Raw genomic sequence first — 15,026 nt, forward strand, 5'->3', positions numbered from 1 at the left:
TTTACACACCCTGCTTTCGGTTACCCGTTACAAACATAATCAGGAACATTATAATAATCAAAAATACCGCGATTGTGGAACCCATTCCCCAATCCTGTGTCACAAGGAAGTGCTGCTCGATAGCCGTACCAAGCGTAATGACGCGGTTACCGGCAATCAGTCTTGTAAGCATGAACAAAGAAAGTGCCGGGATGAAGACTACCTGGCATCCCGTCTTTACACCATCTAACGTCAATGGAAAAATGACACGGCGGAATGTCATCCAACGGGACGCTCCCAAGTCATTGGCCGCATCCACAAGGGTTGGATTCATTTTATCAAGCGCATTGAATATCGGTAAGATCATAAACGGGATGAAAATATAAACCGAAACGAATATGAAGCTGAAATCCGTAAAGAGAATCTGCTGCTTTCCGATTCCTACAACCTCTAGAAAACCATTCGCCACACCATATGTGCCAAAAATACCAATGAAGGCATAAGCCTTCAAAAGTAAATTGATCCAAGAAGGGACGATGATCAGCAAAAGCCACAGCTGCTTATGCTTTGTTTTCGTTAACAAATATGCGGTTGGGTAAGCGACTAAAAGGGATATTCCCGTAATCAGGAAAGCATACCAAAATGAGCTTAATGTCATTGTTAAATATACTGGCGTAAAGAACTTTTGATAGTTAATCAATGATAGATTGCCTTCAATGTCAAAGAAGGAATAGTATAGGATTAACAAAATGGGTGCAATCACGAATAAAGCAATCCATAAGACATATGGGATGAAGTAAATATTCCGGGATAATTTATTCTTCATGACTTTCTCCATCATGATACGCTTCCAGACGCTTATCGAATTCTTCTTCAGTCTCACCCAATCGCATGACATGAATCGATTCCGGATCGAAATAAAGACCTATTTCATCTCCAACTGCCACTTTTTTCGTTGATTGGACAAGCCATTCATTCCCATCATGGTCATAACAGCTGATTTCATAATGAACACCGCGAAATAACTGAGAGCCCACCCGAACTTGCAGCTTTCCGCGGTCGACGGAAGTAATCTCTAAATCTTCCGGGCGGATGACAATATCGACAGCTTCATTACTGTTCAATCCTTGGTCGACACATTCGAACTGTCTGCCGACGAATTCCACGAGATAATCTTCAATCATTTTTCCTTTTACAATATTAGACTCACCGATGAAATCGGCAACGAACCGATTCAGCGGTTCATCATAAATATCCGTAGGGGTTCCACTTTGCTGAATTTTCCCTTTGTTAAGGACAAAAATCTCATCTGACATCGCTAATGCTTCCTCTTGGTCATGAGTGACGAAGATAAACGTGATTCCAAGCCTCTGTTGCAGCTCCCGCAATTCATATTGCATTTCTGTACGCAATTTTAAATCGAGGGCAGATAGCGGTTCATCCAGAAGGATAACTTCCGGTTCATTAACAATTGCCCTGGCAATCGCCACCCGTTGCCGCTGACCGCCGGACATTTCCCTGATCTCCCGTTTTTCATACCCCTCCAAATTGACAAAGCTGAGGGCTTCCTTCACCTTGATTTCCACTTCCGAATTCTTCATTTTTTTGATTCGAAGACCAAATGCTACATTTTCAAACACGTTTAAATGCGGAAAAAGTGCATAATCTTGAAATACCGTATTCACTTGCCTTTTATTGGCTGGCACATCATTGATCTTTTTCCCTTCAAAGTAAATATCACCTTTGGAGGCTTCCGTAAATCCAGCAATCAAGCGAAGGATTGTGGTCTTCCCACATCCGGAAGGACCCAAAAGCGTATAGAACTTCCCTCTCTCGATTTCAAAACTAACATTATCGAGAACTACCGTATCATCATCAAATTGCTTCGTAACCTGATCGAAGCGTATTATATTCCCGTTTGTCATTGCTTCTTCCCTCTCTCCATTACCTTACTCATCAATCAACGATTGCATTTGTTTTGGATTCTATAAGTATGATTCCGTCACCACGAGTAATAACTCTGACGGACCTTCAAAATCATTGATGATTTGATGTTCATCTGAAGCATGAAAATAAATCGACTCCCCTGCCTTGACAAAATACGTGTGTGTACCTAGCTTTACAATAACTCTTCCGCTTAATACATAACCGAATGTTTCAGACAAGGATGGTTCAAACTGTTTGAACTCCCCTTTTTCCTGGAGAGTCAGCCGAATAGGTTCCATCTCCTTTTCATTCGATTCAGGCACGAGCCACTGGATTTGATACCCGCGTTCTTCATCGATGAAAAATGTTTGTGCTTCTTCTTCATAAACCACTTTTTGGACTTGATCCTCTTCATCGAAGAACTGCTTCGGCTTGCAGCCGAGTACTTCTAAAATATTGAAAAAAGTTTCAATTGAAGGGGAACTCAGATCCCTTTCCAACTGTGAAATATATCCTTTGCTTAAATCCGTTCTTTCCCCCAATTCTTCCTGGGTCAACCCTTTTTTCAAACGAAGGTTCTTTATTTTTCTTCCAATTTGCATCCCATTACCCTCAATCGGTTTACTTATAGTAAACCCACAGTAGTTAAAGTTTTGTATAAGTAAACTTCCAGTTTAATTTTACGAATATCATTATACAGGAAATGCGGGAAACTTCAAACGGAATTTCCAGTCATGCAAAAAAAGGACCGCCAACAGGGCTGTCCTTTCTGATTTACTATTGGAAATAAAGCAAAGCAGGGTATAGAAATAGTTACCTCTCGTGATTCTTCCACGTTTTCAATTGTAATTCTTAGATATTATTATCATAGCTGGTGCTGCAATCGTACCTATTACATAATCGCTAAAAGTTAAAACAAAGTTGATTGGTACGGAAGGTACGAGACTCCTGCGGGAAAAGCGCGTCCAGGGGAGCCCGTGGAAAGCGAGTGCCTGGAACGGAAATCAACGTTCCATTTTACAAACACTCAAAAAAACAGTAGATGATATTTTTCCTCTAGTTTGTCTACAGTGTGAGACCGCCACTGGCAGCACCCCTTTTACAACTTCAGACATATCTCTTGCGCTTTCTTTTCCCCATCAGCAATACAGTCCGGTATTCCGACACCATTGTATGAACAGCCCGCAAGTAAAACATTGGGGTAATTCTCGGAGATTTTCGCCTCCAGCGATTGAACGATTTGTGGATGTTTAATATGGTAGTTCGGCATATTTTCATGCCATTTCGTCACTTCATTCGTTACTGGATCCGCGGAAATGCTTAGACTGTTTTTAATGTCGCGTAAAGCCACCTGGATCAATTCCTGGTTTGTAAGGGACCGTAAGCGTTCATAGTCCGGACTAGAGCTTTTATAAAAAAGCCTTACCAAAAGCTGACTGTTTTCAGAAGTATGCTCCCATTTTCGGCTAGTCCATGTACATGCATTGCAAATCAAATCACTATTATCACCTGCAATGAAACCTGTCCCGTCTTTAGGAAGCTTGCTGTCCGGGATATCGAATCCAAGATAAACGCTAATCATCGAACTATTGATCAAGCCGTCGAAGTCCTCATCCAACTCCCGATCACCCAATAATTTCTGGGCAACTGTATGCGGTGTACTCAATACGATGAAGTCCGTTTCCAGCGTTTCACCGTTTGCCAATGAAATGATATATCCTTCATCTCCTCTTCCGACTTTTTCCACGCTGACCCCTTTTGAAATTTCCACCAGATCGAGGCTTTCCTCAATTCGGTCAACCAATGTTGATAAGCCATTTTTAAACGAAAGGAACTTCTTATTTCCCTTGCTTTGGTATTTCTGCTTATTTTCCGATAGACCGCGTATTATACTGCCATATTCATTTTTATAATCCAGCATCTCTGGCAGTGTTTTGGCAATGGTCAATTCATTTAATTTTCCTGAGTAAACACCCGATAGGACAGGCGATATCTGCTTTTGCACCAATTCCTTACCTAAGAAGCTTTCAAGAAATGAACCAATTGAGTCATTCTTCGTAAACGTCTCATTTTTTGTATAGAAATCCTTTAAGGCGTCAACCTTCCCTTGGGCAGAAACCAGATCGCTTTTCGCCAGCGACTCCAGGCTCATTGGTATTCCGAATAGGGCATCCTCTGGAATTCCCTTCAGCATCCCATCTGTATGGATGAAGGACTTTCCCGTCGCATTATAAACAACTTGATCCTCTAGGTTCAATTCCTTAATAAATGGTTTTACATTTTGTTTCCTGGCGACAATCGAATCGGCACCCGCTTCGATTTTAAATGGACCATTGTGCACAGTCCTTATTTTACCGCCTAGTTCCTCATTTCCTTCTATTAATATCAATCGTACAGAGAGACTCCTCGCTTTAACTGTTCTTTGTAAATAATACATCGTTGATAAACCGGTAATGCCTCCACCTACGACTACGACTGTTTTCATTAGGACTACACCTCAATTAACGAATTTTGCATTAAGTAAAGTGTACCATAAGGCAGCGGCATTATTAAAAGCGGCCCTTCTAATTCATTGGTTTTGTAATGACACCTGTAACAAATTCGACAAAAAAAGACCTCTCCTCTTGGAAAAGTCGAGATCAAACAATATTAGCTATTCGCTTCTTCCTTGTTCATTGTATCTAATCGATACTCCATTATCTCCATCAACCCGCTTCTGCCTACTTTTTGAATCCCTGTATCCTGATACCCCGACTTCGCATATAGCGATTTTGCAATCACGTTCATGACATTCACTGTCAGAATGATCGAATCCTTGTTAGGAAAAATCGTTTTTGCGAATTCCGGAAGGATTTGCAAGGCTTTCTTCGCAACCCCTTTACCTTGATGCTTTTGATCAACAAGAAATCCACGGAGTAATATCGCTTTTTCATCATTGGTGAACGGGGTGATGTTCTCGCCAATGTGTAAAACGAAAAAACCAACTGGGATACCTTCAGCCAATATTACGATAGGATGCCTGTCGCAATCTTCCCGGCAATATTTCAGTGACTCTTCGGGCAGGGCTGAAAAAGGGGTTTGTGTATCCGGTAAATAAAACTGGGAAAGCTGGTGAAGATGTTCCGGTAAATAAGGCGTTAAGATGATGGTCTCGTTTTCCTTGTCCTGTTTCATTGAACACACCCTCTATCATCAATTTTTGGATACATTAATGATTCGATGACCCGCCCGATATTCCCTTCGCAAACCAGAAGGAGCACTGCCGAATATACCGGCAGTGCTCTCCTTAAGTTAATCAATGTGCATTTTCATTGATTGTCAGTGCTTCCCGTAAATTGATTTGCTGGCGTAGTATGTTGGCAACATCACGGGAAATTACTCGTTTTTCAAACATATCCTGCACGTCGTCACGTTCTGCCTGGATCCCTTTATAGAACAGCTCTCTTTCATAATCGGCCATTTTACTCGGGGTCCGGCCTCTATTTTCACGTTTGCATTTTAAAATCAGCACTTTATACTCTTCTATGATCATCGAGGATGTCTTATGATTATCGGCTGTAATTCCGGCCTGTATCTCTTGGATCGCAGCTTTATACATCCTGATTTTAAGATCCCTGACCTTTTCCAATCTCTTAAGATTGATTTTTCTTATTTCACTTTTATTAGGGAAAAATAATTTTAAAACCCTCAGCATACTTCTTCTGAAAAGCGTTACCGACCTGAAAAAACGGAACTTCAGTCGATTTGTTACGGCACTTTCCATTCGCTGGATGTATTCCTTGCATATATACGCCGTCTCCCGGTCCACTTTTTCACCCTTGATGAGCTTATCCAGGAATCTTTGCTCTGCTTCAAGGGCCTTGAAGCGAAGTTCTTTCTCTTCTTCCCTTAATGCAGCCGGTTCTTTCTCCTGTTCTACATAGGATAACTCATTGATCTTGGTAAAGTACCTCGAAATGATCGATAAAGCCGCTTCCCGGTTTTCATCTGTCATTTGTGACTCAATCACCCGAATTGCCGCTTGATGTGAGTGAATGGCAGCAGTTTTCGTTTTGTCAGCCTGCTTGTCCACCACTTCCTCTTCTTCGGACCGTGCCACGATTGGCAGAAATACACTCGCAACAATCAAGGTCAGCAAAATGACTCCTGCTGCTATGAAAATGATTAACGAACGCTCAGGAAAAGGACTTCCATCCGCCAACACATACGGAATCGAAAACGAACCCGCTAACGTTACAGCTCCGCGAACACCGGAAATGGTAATGATTCCGGCCGCTTTGAAGTCCGGTTTTTGGGCGCCTGTTTTTTTCATCATCCAGCCAATCGACCAGGCAGCCGTAAGCCAAATGAATCGTAAAGCGAAGAGGAAAAGTGTAATGACCACGATATAAAGGATCACTTGTCCATTATTGAAGGCCGGATCTTGAAAGATAATTTTCGCAACGCTTGGGATTTGCAAGCCAAGCAAGACGAATACAAGGCCATTTAATATATATAAAATGACGGACCATGTACTTCTTGAAACGACCTGAAGTTCCACGGTTGGTGATATTTCCCGATCTCGTTCAACGGCATGGACAATTCCCCCCGCCACGACTGCCAAAATCCCTGAAAGGTGGAAATGTTCCACAGCGAGGAAAATAATAAAAGGAGTTAGGATTTGGATCAGCATATGCATCGTGACGTCTTCCATCCCTAAACGGCGAAGAACTACACGAAGCCTGATAATGATGAAAGCAATTATTGCCCCACCTACAAACCCACCAATTGAAATCCATATGAAACTGAAGGTTGCATCGACTAAGGAGAAAACACCAGTGACTGTAGCCGCAACGGCAAACTTAAAGGCAACTAGACCTGAGGCATCATTCATTAGTCCTTCTCCTTCGAGAAGGTGCATGATGCTCTTCGGTAACTTGACCCGACTCGCCAAAGCGCTCACTGCCACAACATCTGTAGGTGACAAAATGGCCGCCAAAGCGAAAGCTGCCGGCAATGGAATCGAAGGGATCATCCAATTAATCAAATACCCGCCTGCCCAAACCGTTATGAATACAAGGCCCAGTGCAAGCATAAGAATGGGCGCTCTCAACTTCCATAGTGCTGTTCGGGGTACATTTTTGCCATCATTGAACAATAGGGGCGCAATGAATAACAGTAAAAACAATTCCGTCTCCATCTCAACATGCATTCCCAAGGGTAAAAGTGCCAATATGACACCCAGTGTTATCTGTATTAATGGTACAGGTATAAAGGGTATAAAATGGTTAATTACATTAGACATTCCAATCAATATAAGAAGGGCTAATATAACAAGAAAAAACTCCATACAAACATCAAACTTCCTCTCTCATCTATTCTCATAACTATAAGCGTAACATATTTATACCCATTCATTCATGCATTAACTATTCTAACCTAGAATCCTCCTGAATAATGATACCTGTTAGAATATCATGAAGATCGAGGTGATTGGATGTTTCAAAATCAACTCTATCAACAAACTTGGGTACGCATAAAACAGAAAAAAGCTGATTGGCTAACCATAATCAGCTTTTCCCGCATGATGGATGAAAATGGTCTTTGTGAAAGGCTCTTTTCGTAAAGATTGTTGTTTTTAAAACAAAACGCTTTAAGGTTGATTGGAGCGGAAGTGCGAGACTCCTGCGGGAGCAGCGGGACAGGTGAGCATCTGGAGGGGAAATCAACCACACCGCTTTACTTGGTAAATAGCAACAAAGTATGCGAAAACAGCCTTGTGAAAAGACATTACATAAGCTTTGACTAAAAAACTTATTTAGTTCCCGGGACAAAGAGGCGAAGATGTTTGTGCAGTACGTTTGCCTGGAAGGGAAGAAGGATGCCTTCATCGCCATCGATATTGACTGCCAGTTCCTCTGACGTGGCTAAATGGAGCTTGGATGTTTTAATATATTCAACTTCGTCATGCCCCTTGATCTCCCCCTTAATTAAACTGGGAATGATCTTGACGATGAGAGGAAGAGATAAATCCTTAATGATGAATGTGTGCAGCTTTCCATCATTCACTTCCGCCTCTGGTGCAAGTTGTTCGAAACCGCCGACAGAGTTAGTCATTGTTGCAATTAGTAAATGGGCCTCGCCTATCCATTTTCCCTGATCATGTTCAACCGTTAAAGGAAACGGAGTCTTTTTAATGATCGCTTTTGCTCCTTCAATGAAATATGCAAAAGACCCTAGACGGGTTTTTTGTTCAACGGTAACATTATAGGTGGCCTCGGCGATCGCCCCTACTGCCAACACATTCATGAAGTAACGGTCATTGATCTTCCCTATGTCCGATTCCTTAATATGCCTATCCTTTAATATCTCAATGGCTGCATTCGGACTCAAAGGTATTCCCAAAGATCTCGCGAAATCATTAATGGTTCCTAGTGGAATGATTCCGAAAATAGGCCGATGTTGCTGCTCGCCCAAGCCATTCACTATCTCATTCACCGTTCCATCCCCACCCATTGAAATGACCGCATCGAACCTTTCTGCACAAGCCTCCTTAGCAAAATCGGTAGCATCCCCCTCTCCTTCCGTTTTACAAACGCTTATCTCATCATAAATTTCACCAAGGGCCTTTTCCGCTTTCGGCAAAATCTTCCCTGCCTTTTCCTTACCTGAAGATGGATTGATGATAATCATCGCTTTCGACATATGCTACCTCCCATGATTGTACTTCTATTAGCAAGTTACCTCTTTACTGATGTACTAAAACCACACGAACATTTTTTCTGATTGTTAAATAAGCATCCCCCCAGTAATTTACAAATAATCGCTGCCACTTGAATTTTGCATCATTTTAAAACAAGCTCTGATTTGTTACATAGCTGTGAAACAGGCATTCACTGATCACTGAACTTTCCTGTTCCACATCTGTTACATTATATCTATCACAACCAATTGAAAATTGTCTGTCCCTTTCGCTTCTCTCTTTGTTTTTTCCTTTCATAAAAGGCATTATTTCTTCCATTCCCTACTTGCCATAACGAAAAATACAAAAATAAATGGATGTTAAATCGCTTTCCTATAAGGTTTCCACACTAATCGCGAAAAAAATTTCAAATTTTCTGTAAAATACCTATACAATTTCCAAATTCGGGTATATACTGTATTATAACAACAAACAAACAACGAAAACTGTACTATAAAGAGGAGGAGCGAGACATGCAAGCAAATCAATCAGATTTATTCATAATCGATTCATTTAAACATTGCCCGGAGTGTGGTGAAACACATGTGGACCACTCAGATTCCTATCTGTTGGAATGCGATCGCTGCCTTTCCAAACGTGAAGAATAAAGCAATCGGAAAATATATCTACCATTAAAAAGGAGGAAATATCATGCAAATGAAAAAATCCATTGAGTTTTTTAACAATATCCCTGCTAAACATTGCCCCGAGTGCGGTGACCATATTATTGAGCACGCTGAGTCCTACTTAATGGAATGTGACCGCTGCCTTTCCAAACGTGAAGACTAATTAAACCAAATCAAAAAGGAGGAGCCATCATGCAAACTATAAATCCACTGGAATTCTTCAGGACGCTGCCGCCTAAACAATGTTCGGAGTGCGGGACCCATATCACTGAACAAGCTGAATCCTACTTAATGGAATGTGACCACTGCCTTTCCAAACGCGAAGACTGATTAAACCAAATCAAAAAGGAGGAATCATCATGCAAACTAAAAACCCATTGGAATTCTTCAGGACGCTGCCGCCTAAACAATGTTCGGAGTGCGGGACACATATCACTGAACAAGCCGAATCCTACTTAATGGAATGTGACCGCTGCCTTTCGAAACACGAAGAATAAATTAAACCAAATCATAAGGAGGAATCATCATGCAAACTAAAAACCCATTGGAATTCTTCAGGACTCTGCCACCTAAACAATGTTCGGAATGCGGGACCCATATCACTGAACAAGCTGAATCCTACCTCTTGGAATGTGACCGCTGCCTTTCCAAAAAAGATGAATATTAATAAAAGATGCTGACATCAAGAAGCTATTTAGGCCATTTTGATGTCAGCATTAATCCTTTATTGGCTTTCCTTTCCTTGCATTAAAAAAGGATGTCCCCGGGACACCCTTCGGCCGTTCTTATTTTTTTATCTCCCAATATATTTGTCTACATATTTCCCACTTACCTGCCTGCTGCTGTATTGTAAGAAGTCCAATGCAAAAATCATGAATTCAAGGCCTAGACGCTTATCTGAACGCATAAAATCTGAACCTAGCAGTTTCTCCAATTTTTCAAGCCTATGATATAGTGTTTGCCGGACAATGAATAGTTGTTTCGATGTTTCCTGTTTGGAACCGTTACAAGCAAGATAGGTCTTCAAGGTAGGCATTAACTCACCATTGTTTTGCTTGTCATACTCAATGACCGGACCTAAATATTCGTACACCGTTTCCTCCAGATTACCATGTTTATTTATGAGCGAAATCATGCGATGCATATGTAAGTCCTGATAAAAGAAGCTCCTGCTATCCTCTGGTAGTGTATCCTGAAGCAGCAAAGTCTCACGGGCCGTTTCATAACTTTTATAAATCTCACTTAACCTTTGAACATGCTTTCCAAACCCAATGGAAAGCAGACCCATGCGATTACGCCCGCTTACATCCATTTTCATGATTCGATCCACCGCGCTTGTAACCCTTGATTTCCAATCTTCAGATGAACGATTATCACCTAAAATAAAAACAAGATGCTGATGTATTTCCATGGAAAATATCTGGAATCCGTACTGTTCAAAAACTGTTCTAAACATTATCTTAAAATAGGTTCCATCTAATTTTGTGGAACTTTTATTATATTTTGGGTGTGGTTTGCAAATGCAAACAATTCCGCCATCCAACTGCATTTTCGGATCAAGATAGGAAAGCCTCTCCCGGATTGCTTCGTCACTATATTCACCTTCAATCCAATTTGTAAGCCATTTACTTTCTTCCGACATTTTCTTTTCTTCTATATATAACTCCCTTAATAGATGCTGTGCCAATGCGGTAGCCGTTCGATCCAAGATCAGAGAATCAAAATCAGTCAACTCTCTGTCATTGCTGCAAATGAGCAGTTCCGCATAATTTTCACCGAGCACTTGAATCGGCTGTCCAAGAACGGTTTTATTTAATTTCCGCTTCTCTTCGTATATGTCCGCTACCATTTGAAAAGTTATTTTTTTCTTGGTTTTTGGAATGACTGCTATTTCATTTTCATTAAAGATAAGAATAACCTGTACATTTAAATAGCTGTGGAGAAATTTTAGAATTGGTTCATAATGGTCAATTTCGAGGAGATTTTTATTTAACTGCTGGGAGTAGTTTTCTAAGTTGGAGATCATCTCATATTGTTTATTGATGATAAGGGAATGAATATCCTGTGTGATTTCTACGAAAGGGACTTCTTCATGAAATAGGATGATAGGGAATTGCCGTTCATTTGCGAGATCAATGGCACATTGCGGCACGGCCATGGTGTCGGCGCCAACCTCTATACAGAGTCCGGCTGCATCGCATTCAATCAACTGTCTTAAGTAGGATAGAAATGTGTCATCGCAATCCTTCCACCCTAAACCTGTGGTCAGAATCAGTTCATTTCCATTTAACAAATGGCTGATTTGGGTGACTTCCATACAGTGTACCCACTTCACTTGACGCTTTATCCCACCGCTACCTGCAATTATATCCGTCAGATTAAAATGCTTGCGTGTTAGAATTTCCTCGACTGTAATCGATGTATTCATCCGTCCACATCCTTTTATAAAACTGCTTTAAAATCTATTATAAACGGACAACCCTTAAACCTCCAGACACTTGTTAGAAAAACTAACGTCAAAATTCTACAAAAAGCTCGGGCAGGTACAAGAAAAAGGACCCATTCGTGAGGAATAGGCCCGGTCCATAACCATTTCAATGCAATTTTTTGACAAGCAATGTAGAGAAGTATTTCCTTCCTTCCGGGGTCTTGATGTTCAATTGCTTCCATTCCTGTTTCGTTCCTTCAATCAGTTCAAAATCGAGAAAAGCTCCACTTAAACTTTCGGAAACCCGGGTAATTCGATATCCTCTTTCAAGTAAAAAATCGATTTGTTCCCTTTCTAAGAGATACTCTTGATATTCGGACATTTCCATTCCCCCCTTTTCATACGTTCTCCTTGCCCGTTGTAGCCGGAAAAACCATCTCTTCCTCAAGTTCTGTACCTCTTTCGATTTTCCAATCCCTGCCAACGGAAATCCCTAAATATTTCTCATCGCTGGGATCCATGATTTCAGCTTGTTCATATCGCTTGAACCACCAATACTTAGCTAATATATAATAACTTGCACCGCCGAGAAGTAAGCCAATAATAAACGAATAATTTGAAAAAATCGTCGCACCTATTCCTCCAATCACCCAAGAAATGATTCCTGCCCAATTCACTCCATTCAAGTATTTATACTGGCCTTCACTCTCATAAAGTTCTTGTACATTCACTCTCCGTTTACGGAGGAAATAGTAATCCGCTACAAGGATGCCGACAATGGATGCCAGGATTCCACCTATTATTAATAAAACTTCTATTATGATGCCGAAAAGGCTCCATGGCTGAACTACTATCCCAATAACTCCCGCCACAACGACTCCCGCCCAGAATGGCATTTTAGGACCCATGACATTGGAGAAAATGGTAGCCGCGGGAATGACATTGGCCGTAGTATTCGTCGACCATTGAGCGAATACGATCATGATTAAAAGGACGCCGAGAGCAATTCCACTTGCTGATCCCTGTACGGCAACTACAGGATCATAATTGGAAACAGCCATATAAGAAACCGCTCCGATAATCACCATGAATGTCTGCGTGAGGGGATAGGTGATAATATTCCCAATTATTTGCCCCTTATTGCGCTTGAACCAATTTTTTTCATTTTTTGGTGCCTTAATATAGCGGGAAAGCGTGGGCATATCTGCAGTCAATGTGCCCCAAAACCCCATATTTGCCATGATGACGACCACGAAGGCCGTGGCGGCAGCCCCGCCAGTGACCGGACTTTCAATCCAGGACCATACATCTCTCCCTTTGGCCACAGCCTGATCGGATAGGGTGAAATACATCCAGCCAGAAATTAAAATGATAACGGGCGCCGCCAAGTCGGCGAATCGTTCTATCGACTTTATTCCCATTGCCGTGTTGACCAATTGTAAAACGGCAAAAATGAGAAAGCATATAAACCAATTATCAAAGTCAAAAAGGGTTGTGAAGATAGCGTTCATTGCAGTGGCTCCAAAGTAAGTATTGAGGCCGAACCAGCATGACGCTACAAAACCCCGTACAACCGAAGGGATGTGGGTGCCAATCGTACCGAACGGCGCCCTCATATAGACCGGGAATGATATTCCATGTTCAACACCAATATCCCCTGTCATTGTCATCAAAAAGCCAAGAACCACACAGGCAATGACCGTTGCAAGAACGACCCAGCCTAAGGATAAACTTTGAACACCATTCCCACCGATTGCGAAGGCGGCCAATACTACGGCCATGCCCACCCAAATGAAACCAAATCCGGCTGCACTTATATTTTTCTCACTATGAGGTATAGGCAGCAAATCGGGAGACTTTAAATAATCCTTCTTCTCACTCATAGAAAATCCCCCTAGATTAATTTGCAAGTTTCCTTACCGAAGTTAGACTGGAAGCTTTTTCCCGGTATCCGGCTTCAGCGCCGCATTATATTTTGCCCGTTTCAGGAATTGCCCTTTTCCAGCTTCACCTACAAATTGTTTGTCTTTAATGACGAATTGACCTCTCGATAAAACGGAAACCGGTTCACCTGTAATTTCCATACCTTCGAACGCATTATAATCCACAGCCATATGATGGGTATCAGCAGAAATGGCCCTTTCAACTTTAGGGTCAAAAATGACAATATCAGCATCCGAACCTACTGCAATCGTCCCTTTCTGAGGGAATAATCCAAATAGTTTGGCAGCACGCGTGGAGGTCATGTCGACGAATTGATTCAAGGTAATACGCTCTTTCATGACCCCTTCAGAGAAGAGGATGCTCATGCGGTCCTCAATCGTTGGGCCACCGTTCGGTATTTTCGTGAAATCTTCACGCCCAAGTTCCTTCTGTCCCTTAAAATCAAAAGAGCATTGATCGGAGCCAATGGTTTGCAGCTGTCCCGTTTTCAAAGCATTCCATAGCACTTCCTGGTTTTTCTTCTCCCTTAACGGCGGGGACCATACATACTTAGATCCTTCGAAATGGGGCTTTTCAAGATAAGACTGGTCAAGAACCAAATATTGCGGACAAGTCTCCCCCCAAATATCCACCCCTTTATTTCTTGCCTCAGTGATCTTTTCAACCGCATCTTCACAGGTGACATGAACCACATAGAGCTGACCATTTGCCATTTCCGTCAGCTTAGCTGCACGTCCAGTTGCTTCCCCTTCAAGTTCCGGCGGCCTTGTCAATGCATGGTAAATTGGATCGGTGTTACCTTCAGCAAGCGCCTGCTTTGTAAGATAATCGATGACATCACCATTTTCAGCGTGAACCATGACAAGTGCGCCAAGTTCCTTTGCTTGCAACAAAGTGCGGTATAGCGTGGCATCATCAGCTTGAAAAACATTCTTGTAAGCCATGAACACTTTAAAGGAAGAAATCCCTTCATTATCTATGATACTTGGCAGCTCAGCCAATACATCATCATTAATCTCACTGATCATTAAATGAAATCCATAATCTATGGCCGCTTTTTCATTGGCCTTTTCATGCCATGTTTCAATTGCTTTCTTTAACGGCACCCCTTTTTCGGTCAGACAAAAGTCGATGATCGTTGTCGTGCCTCCATATGCAGCAGCTATCGTCCCCGTTTCATAATCATCCTTCGTCGTTGTCCCTCCGAACGGCATATCGAGATGGGTATGCGGATCAATGCCCCCCGGAAAAATATATGCCCCTCTTGCATCAATGATTTCAGCCCCTTCAGCAGGCAGGTCCTTGCCAATCATTGCAATCTTCTCATTTTCAATCAATATATCCGCCTGATACGTATCTGCAGCGGTTGCAATCGTTCCATTTTTAATGATTTTCTTCATCT

The 15,026-nt window shown here is 41.8% G+C and carries 16 protein-coding genes; 5 read left to right on the forward strand and 11 right to left on the reverse strand.

The annotated features are described in order from the left end of the window. Position 1: 1 nt before the first annotated feature. The 7 genes from ACFRAK_RS17635 to ACFRAK_RS17665 all read right to left on the reverse strand — a co-directional run bounded on the left by ACFRAK_RS17635 (position 2) and on the right by ACFRAK_RS17665 (position 8,589). On the reverse strand, positions 2 to 805 hold the full coding sequence (locus ACFRAK_RS17635) for an ABC transporter permease (protein ID WP_192207492.1): 804 nt from the start codon (positions 803 to 805) through the stop codon (positions 2 to 4). Beyond that, positions 795 to 1,904: an ABC transporter ATP-binding protein gene (locus ACFRAK_RS17640; RefSeq protein WP_387604710.1), complete on the reverse strand. Its 1,110-nt coding sequence runs from the start codon at positions 1,902 to 1,904 to the stop codon at positions 795 to 797. Before ACFRAK_RS17640 ends, ACFRAK_RS17635 begins: the two co-directional genes overlap by 11 nt. Before the next feature lie 60 nt (positions 1,905 to 1,964). Further along, a complete protein-coding gene (locus ACFRAK_RS17645) occupies positions 1,965 to 2,507 on the reverse strand; it encodes a helix-turn-helix domain-containing protein (RefSeq protein ID WP_387604708.1) in 543 nt (180 codons plus the stop codon). A gap of 497 nt (positions 2,508 to 3,004) precedes the next feature. Further along, positions 3,005 to 4,390 (reverse strand): protoporphyrinogen oxidase, encoded by a 1,386-nt coding sequence (locus tag ACFRAK_RS17650; protein ID WP_387604706.1) that lies wholly within the window; start codon positions 4,388 to 4,390, stop codon positions 3,005 to 3,007. 164 nt (positions 4,391 to 4,554) lie between these two features. Then, positions 4,555 to 5,079: a GNAT family N-acetyltransferase gene (locus ACFRAK_RS17655; protein WP_387604704.1), complete on the reverse strand. Its 525-nt coding sequence runs from the start codon at positions 5,077 to 5,079 to the stop codon at positions 4,555 to 4,557. Positions 5,080 to 5,200: 121 nt separating this feature from the next. After that, the gene (locus tag ACFRAK_RS17660) at positions 5,201 to 7,234 is read right to left on the reverse strand and encodes a Na+/H+ antiporter (RefSeq protein ID WP_387604702.1); all 2,034 of its coding nucleotides are present in this window, start codon (positions 7,232 to 7,234) and stop codon (positions 5,201 to 5,203) included. A gap of 464 nt (positions 7,235 to 7,698) precedes the next feature. Then, complete coding sequence (locus ACFRAK_RS17665; protein WP_387604700.1) at positions 7,699 to 8,589, reverse strand: diacylglycerol/lipid kinase family protein; 891 nt, start codon at positions 8,587 to 8,589, stop codon at positions 7,699 to 7,701. A gap of 510 nt (positions 8,590 to 9,099) precedes the next feature. On the opposite strand from ACFRAK_RS17665, the gene yhfH (ACFRAK_RS17670) reads away from it, so the two are divergent. Genes yhfH (ACFRAK_RS17670) through yhfH (ACFRAK_RS17690) form a run of 5 tightly spaced genes read left to right on the forward strand, consistent with a single transcriptional unit; the run spans position 9,100 to position 9,919 of the window. Beyond that, a complete protein-coding gene (gene yhfH / locus ACFRAK_RS17670) occupies positions 9,100 to 9,234 on the forward strand; it encodes a protein YhfH (protein WP_394572169.1) in 135 nt (44 codons plus the stop codon). Between the two features lie 43 nt (positions 9,235 to 9,277). Further along, the gene (gene yhfH / locus ACFRAK_RS17675) at positions 9,278 to 9,415 is read left to right on the forward strand and encodes a protein YhfH (RefSeq protein ID WP_098372156.1); all 138 of its coding nucleotides are present in this window, start codon (positions 9,278 to 9,280) and stop codon (positions 9,413 to 9,415) included. Positions 9,416 to 9,444: 29 nt separating this feature from the next. Continuing rightward, positions 9,445 to 9,582 carry a protein YhfH gene (gene yhfH / locus ACFRAK_RS17680; RefSeq protein WP_076372630.1) on the forward strand — a complete coding sequence of 46 codons (138 nt, stop codon included), beginning with the start codon at positions 9,445 to 9,447 and terminating at the stop codon, positions 9,580 to 9,582. Positions 9,583 to 9,611: 29 nt separating this feature from the next. Continuing rightward, positions 9,612 to 9,749 carry a protein YhfH gene (yhfH, locus tag ACFRAK_RS17685; protein ID WP_192207483.1) on the forward strand — a complete coding sequence of 46 codons (138 nt, stop codon included), beginning with the start codon at positions 9,612 to 9,614 and terminating at the stop codon, positions 9,747 to 9,749. A 29-nt stretch (positions 9,750 to 9,778) separates the two neighbouring features. Next, on the forward strand, positions 9,779 to 9,919 hold the full coding sequence (gene yhfH, locus ACFRAK_RS17690) for a protein YhfH (RefSeq protein WP_098371755.1): 141 nt from the start codon (positions 9,779 to 9,781) through the stop codon (positions 9,917 to 9,919). Between the two features lie 126 nt (positions 9,920 to 10,045). Here the strand turns inward: yhfH (ACFRAK_RS17690) and ACFRAK_RS17695 are convergent, their stop codons facing one another. The 4 genes from ACFRAK_RS17695 to hydA all read right to left on the reverse strand — a co-directional run bounded on the left by ACFRAK_RS17695 (position 10,046) and on the right by hydA (position 15,024). Next, positions 10,046 to 11,680 (reverse strand): PucR family transcriptional regulator, encoded by a 1,635-nt coding sequence (locus tag ACFRAK_RS17695; RefSeq protein ID WP_387604697.1) that lies wholly within the window; start codon positions 11,678 to 11,680, stop codon positions 10,046 to 10,048. 166 nt (positions 11,681 to 11,846) lie between these two features. Beyond that, the gene (locus tag ACFRAK_RS17700) at positions 11,847 to 12,062 is read right to left on the reverse strand and encodes a hypothetical protein (protein ID WP_192207481.1); all 216 of its coding nucleotides are present in this window, start codon (positions 12,060 to 12,062) and stop codon (positions 11,847 to 11,849) included. A 16-nt stretch (positions 12,063 to 12,078) separates the two neighbouring features. Beyond that, positions 12,079 to 13,563: an NCS1 family transporter gene (locus ACFRAK_RS17705; RefSeq protein ID WP_387604695.1), complete on the reverse strand. Its 1,485-nt coding sequence runs from the start codon at positions 13,561 to 13,563 to the stop codon at positions 12,079 to 12,081. Between the two features lie 42 nt (positions 13,564 to 13,605). Then, positions 13,606 to 15,024 carry a dihydropyrimidinase gene (gene hydA, locus ACFRAK_RS17710; RefSeq protein ID WP_394572170.1) on the reverse strand — a complete coding sequence of 473 codons (1,419 nt, stop codon included), beginning with the start codon at positions 15,022 to 15,024 and terminating at the stop codon, positions 13,606 to 13,608. Positions 15,025 to 15,026 lie beyond the last annotated feature (2 nt).

The sequence above is a fragment of the Peribacillus sp. NPDC056705 genome, from assembly GCF_043656335.1.

Bases quoted from the DNA above. Each gene is read 5' to 3' on its own strand.
- ACFRAK_RS17705 (WP_387604695.1), bottom strand. From the start codon at position 13,563: ATGAGTGAGAAGAAGGATTATTTAAAGTCTCCCGATTTGCTGCCTATA.
- yhfH (WP_076372630.1), top strand. From the start codon at position 9,445: ATGCAAACTATAAATCCACTGGAATTCTTCAGGACGCTGCCGCCTAAA.
- hydA (WP_394572170.1), bottom strand. From the start codon at position 15,024: ATGAAGAAAATCATTAAAAATGGAACGATTGCAACCGCTGCAGATACG.
- ACFRAK_RS17700 (WP_192207481.1), bottom strand. From the start codon at position 12,062: ATGTCCGAATATCAAGAGTATCTCTTAGAAAGGGAACAAATCGATTTT.
- ACFRAK_RS17665 (WP_387604700.1), bottom strand. From the start codon at position 8,589: ATGTCGAAAGCGATGATTATCATCAATCCATCTTCAGGTAAGGAAAAG.
- yhfH (WP_394572169.1), top strand. From the start codon at position 9,100: ATGCAAGCAAATCAATCAGATTTATTCATAATCGATTCATTTAAACAT.
- ACFRAK_RS17695 (WP_387604697.1), bottom strand. From the start codon at position 11,680: ATGAATACATCGATTACAGTCGAGGAAATTCTAACACGCAAGCATTTT.
- ACFRAK_RS17645 (WP_387604708.1), bottom strand. From the start codon at position 2,507: ATGCAAATTGGAAGAAAAATAAAGAACCTTCGTTTGAAAAAAGGGTTG.
- ACFRAK_RS17650 (WP_387604706.1), bottom strand. From the start codon at position 4,390: ATGAAAACAGTCGTAGTCGTAGGTGGAGGCATTACCGGTTTATCAACG.
- ACFRAK_RS17660 (WP_387604702.1), bottom strand. From the start codon at position 7,234: ATGGAGTTTTTTCTTGTTATATTAGCCCTTCTTATATTGATTGGAATG.
- ACFRAK_RS17635 (WP_192207492.1), bottom strand. From the start codon at position 805: ATGAAGAATAAATTATCCCGGAATATTTACTTCATCCCATATGTCTTA.
- yhfH (WP_098372156.1), top strand. From the start codon at position 9,278: ATGCAAATGAAAAAATCCATTGAGTTTTTTAACAATATCCCTGCTAAA.
- yhfH (WP_192207483.1), top strand. From the start codon at position 9,612: ATGCAAACTAAAAACCCATTGGAATTCTTCAGGACGCTGCCGCCTAAA.
- ACFRAK_RS17655 (WP_387604704.1), bottom strand. From the start codon at position 5,079: ATGAAACAGGACAAGGAAAACGAGACCATCATCTTAACGCCTTATTTA.
- ACFRAK_RS17640 (WP_387604710.1), bottom strand. From the start codon at position 1,904: ATGACAAACGGGAATATAATACGCTTCGATCAGGTTACGAAGCAATTT.
- yhfH (WP_098371755.1), top strand. From the start codon at position 9,779: ATGCAAACTAAAAACCCATTGGAATTCTTCAGGACTCTGCCACCTAAA.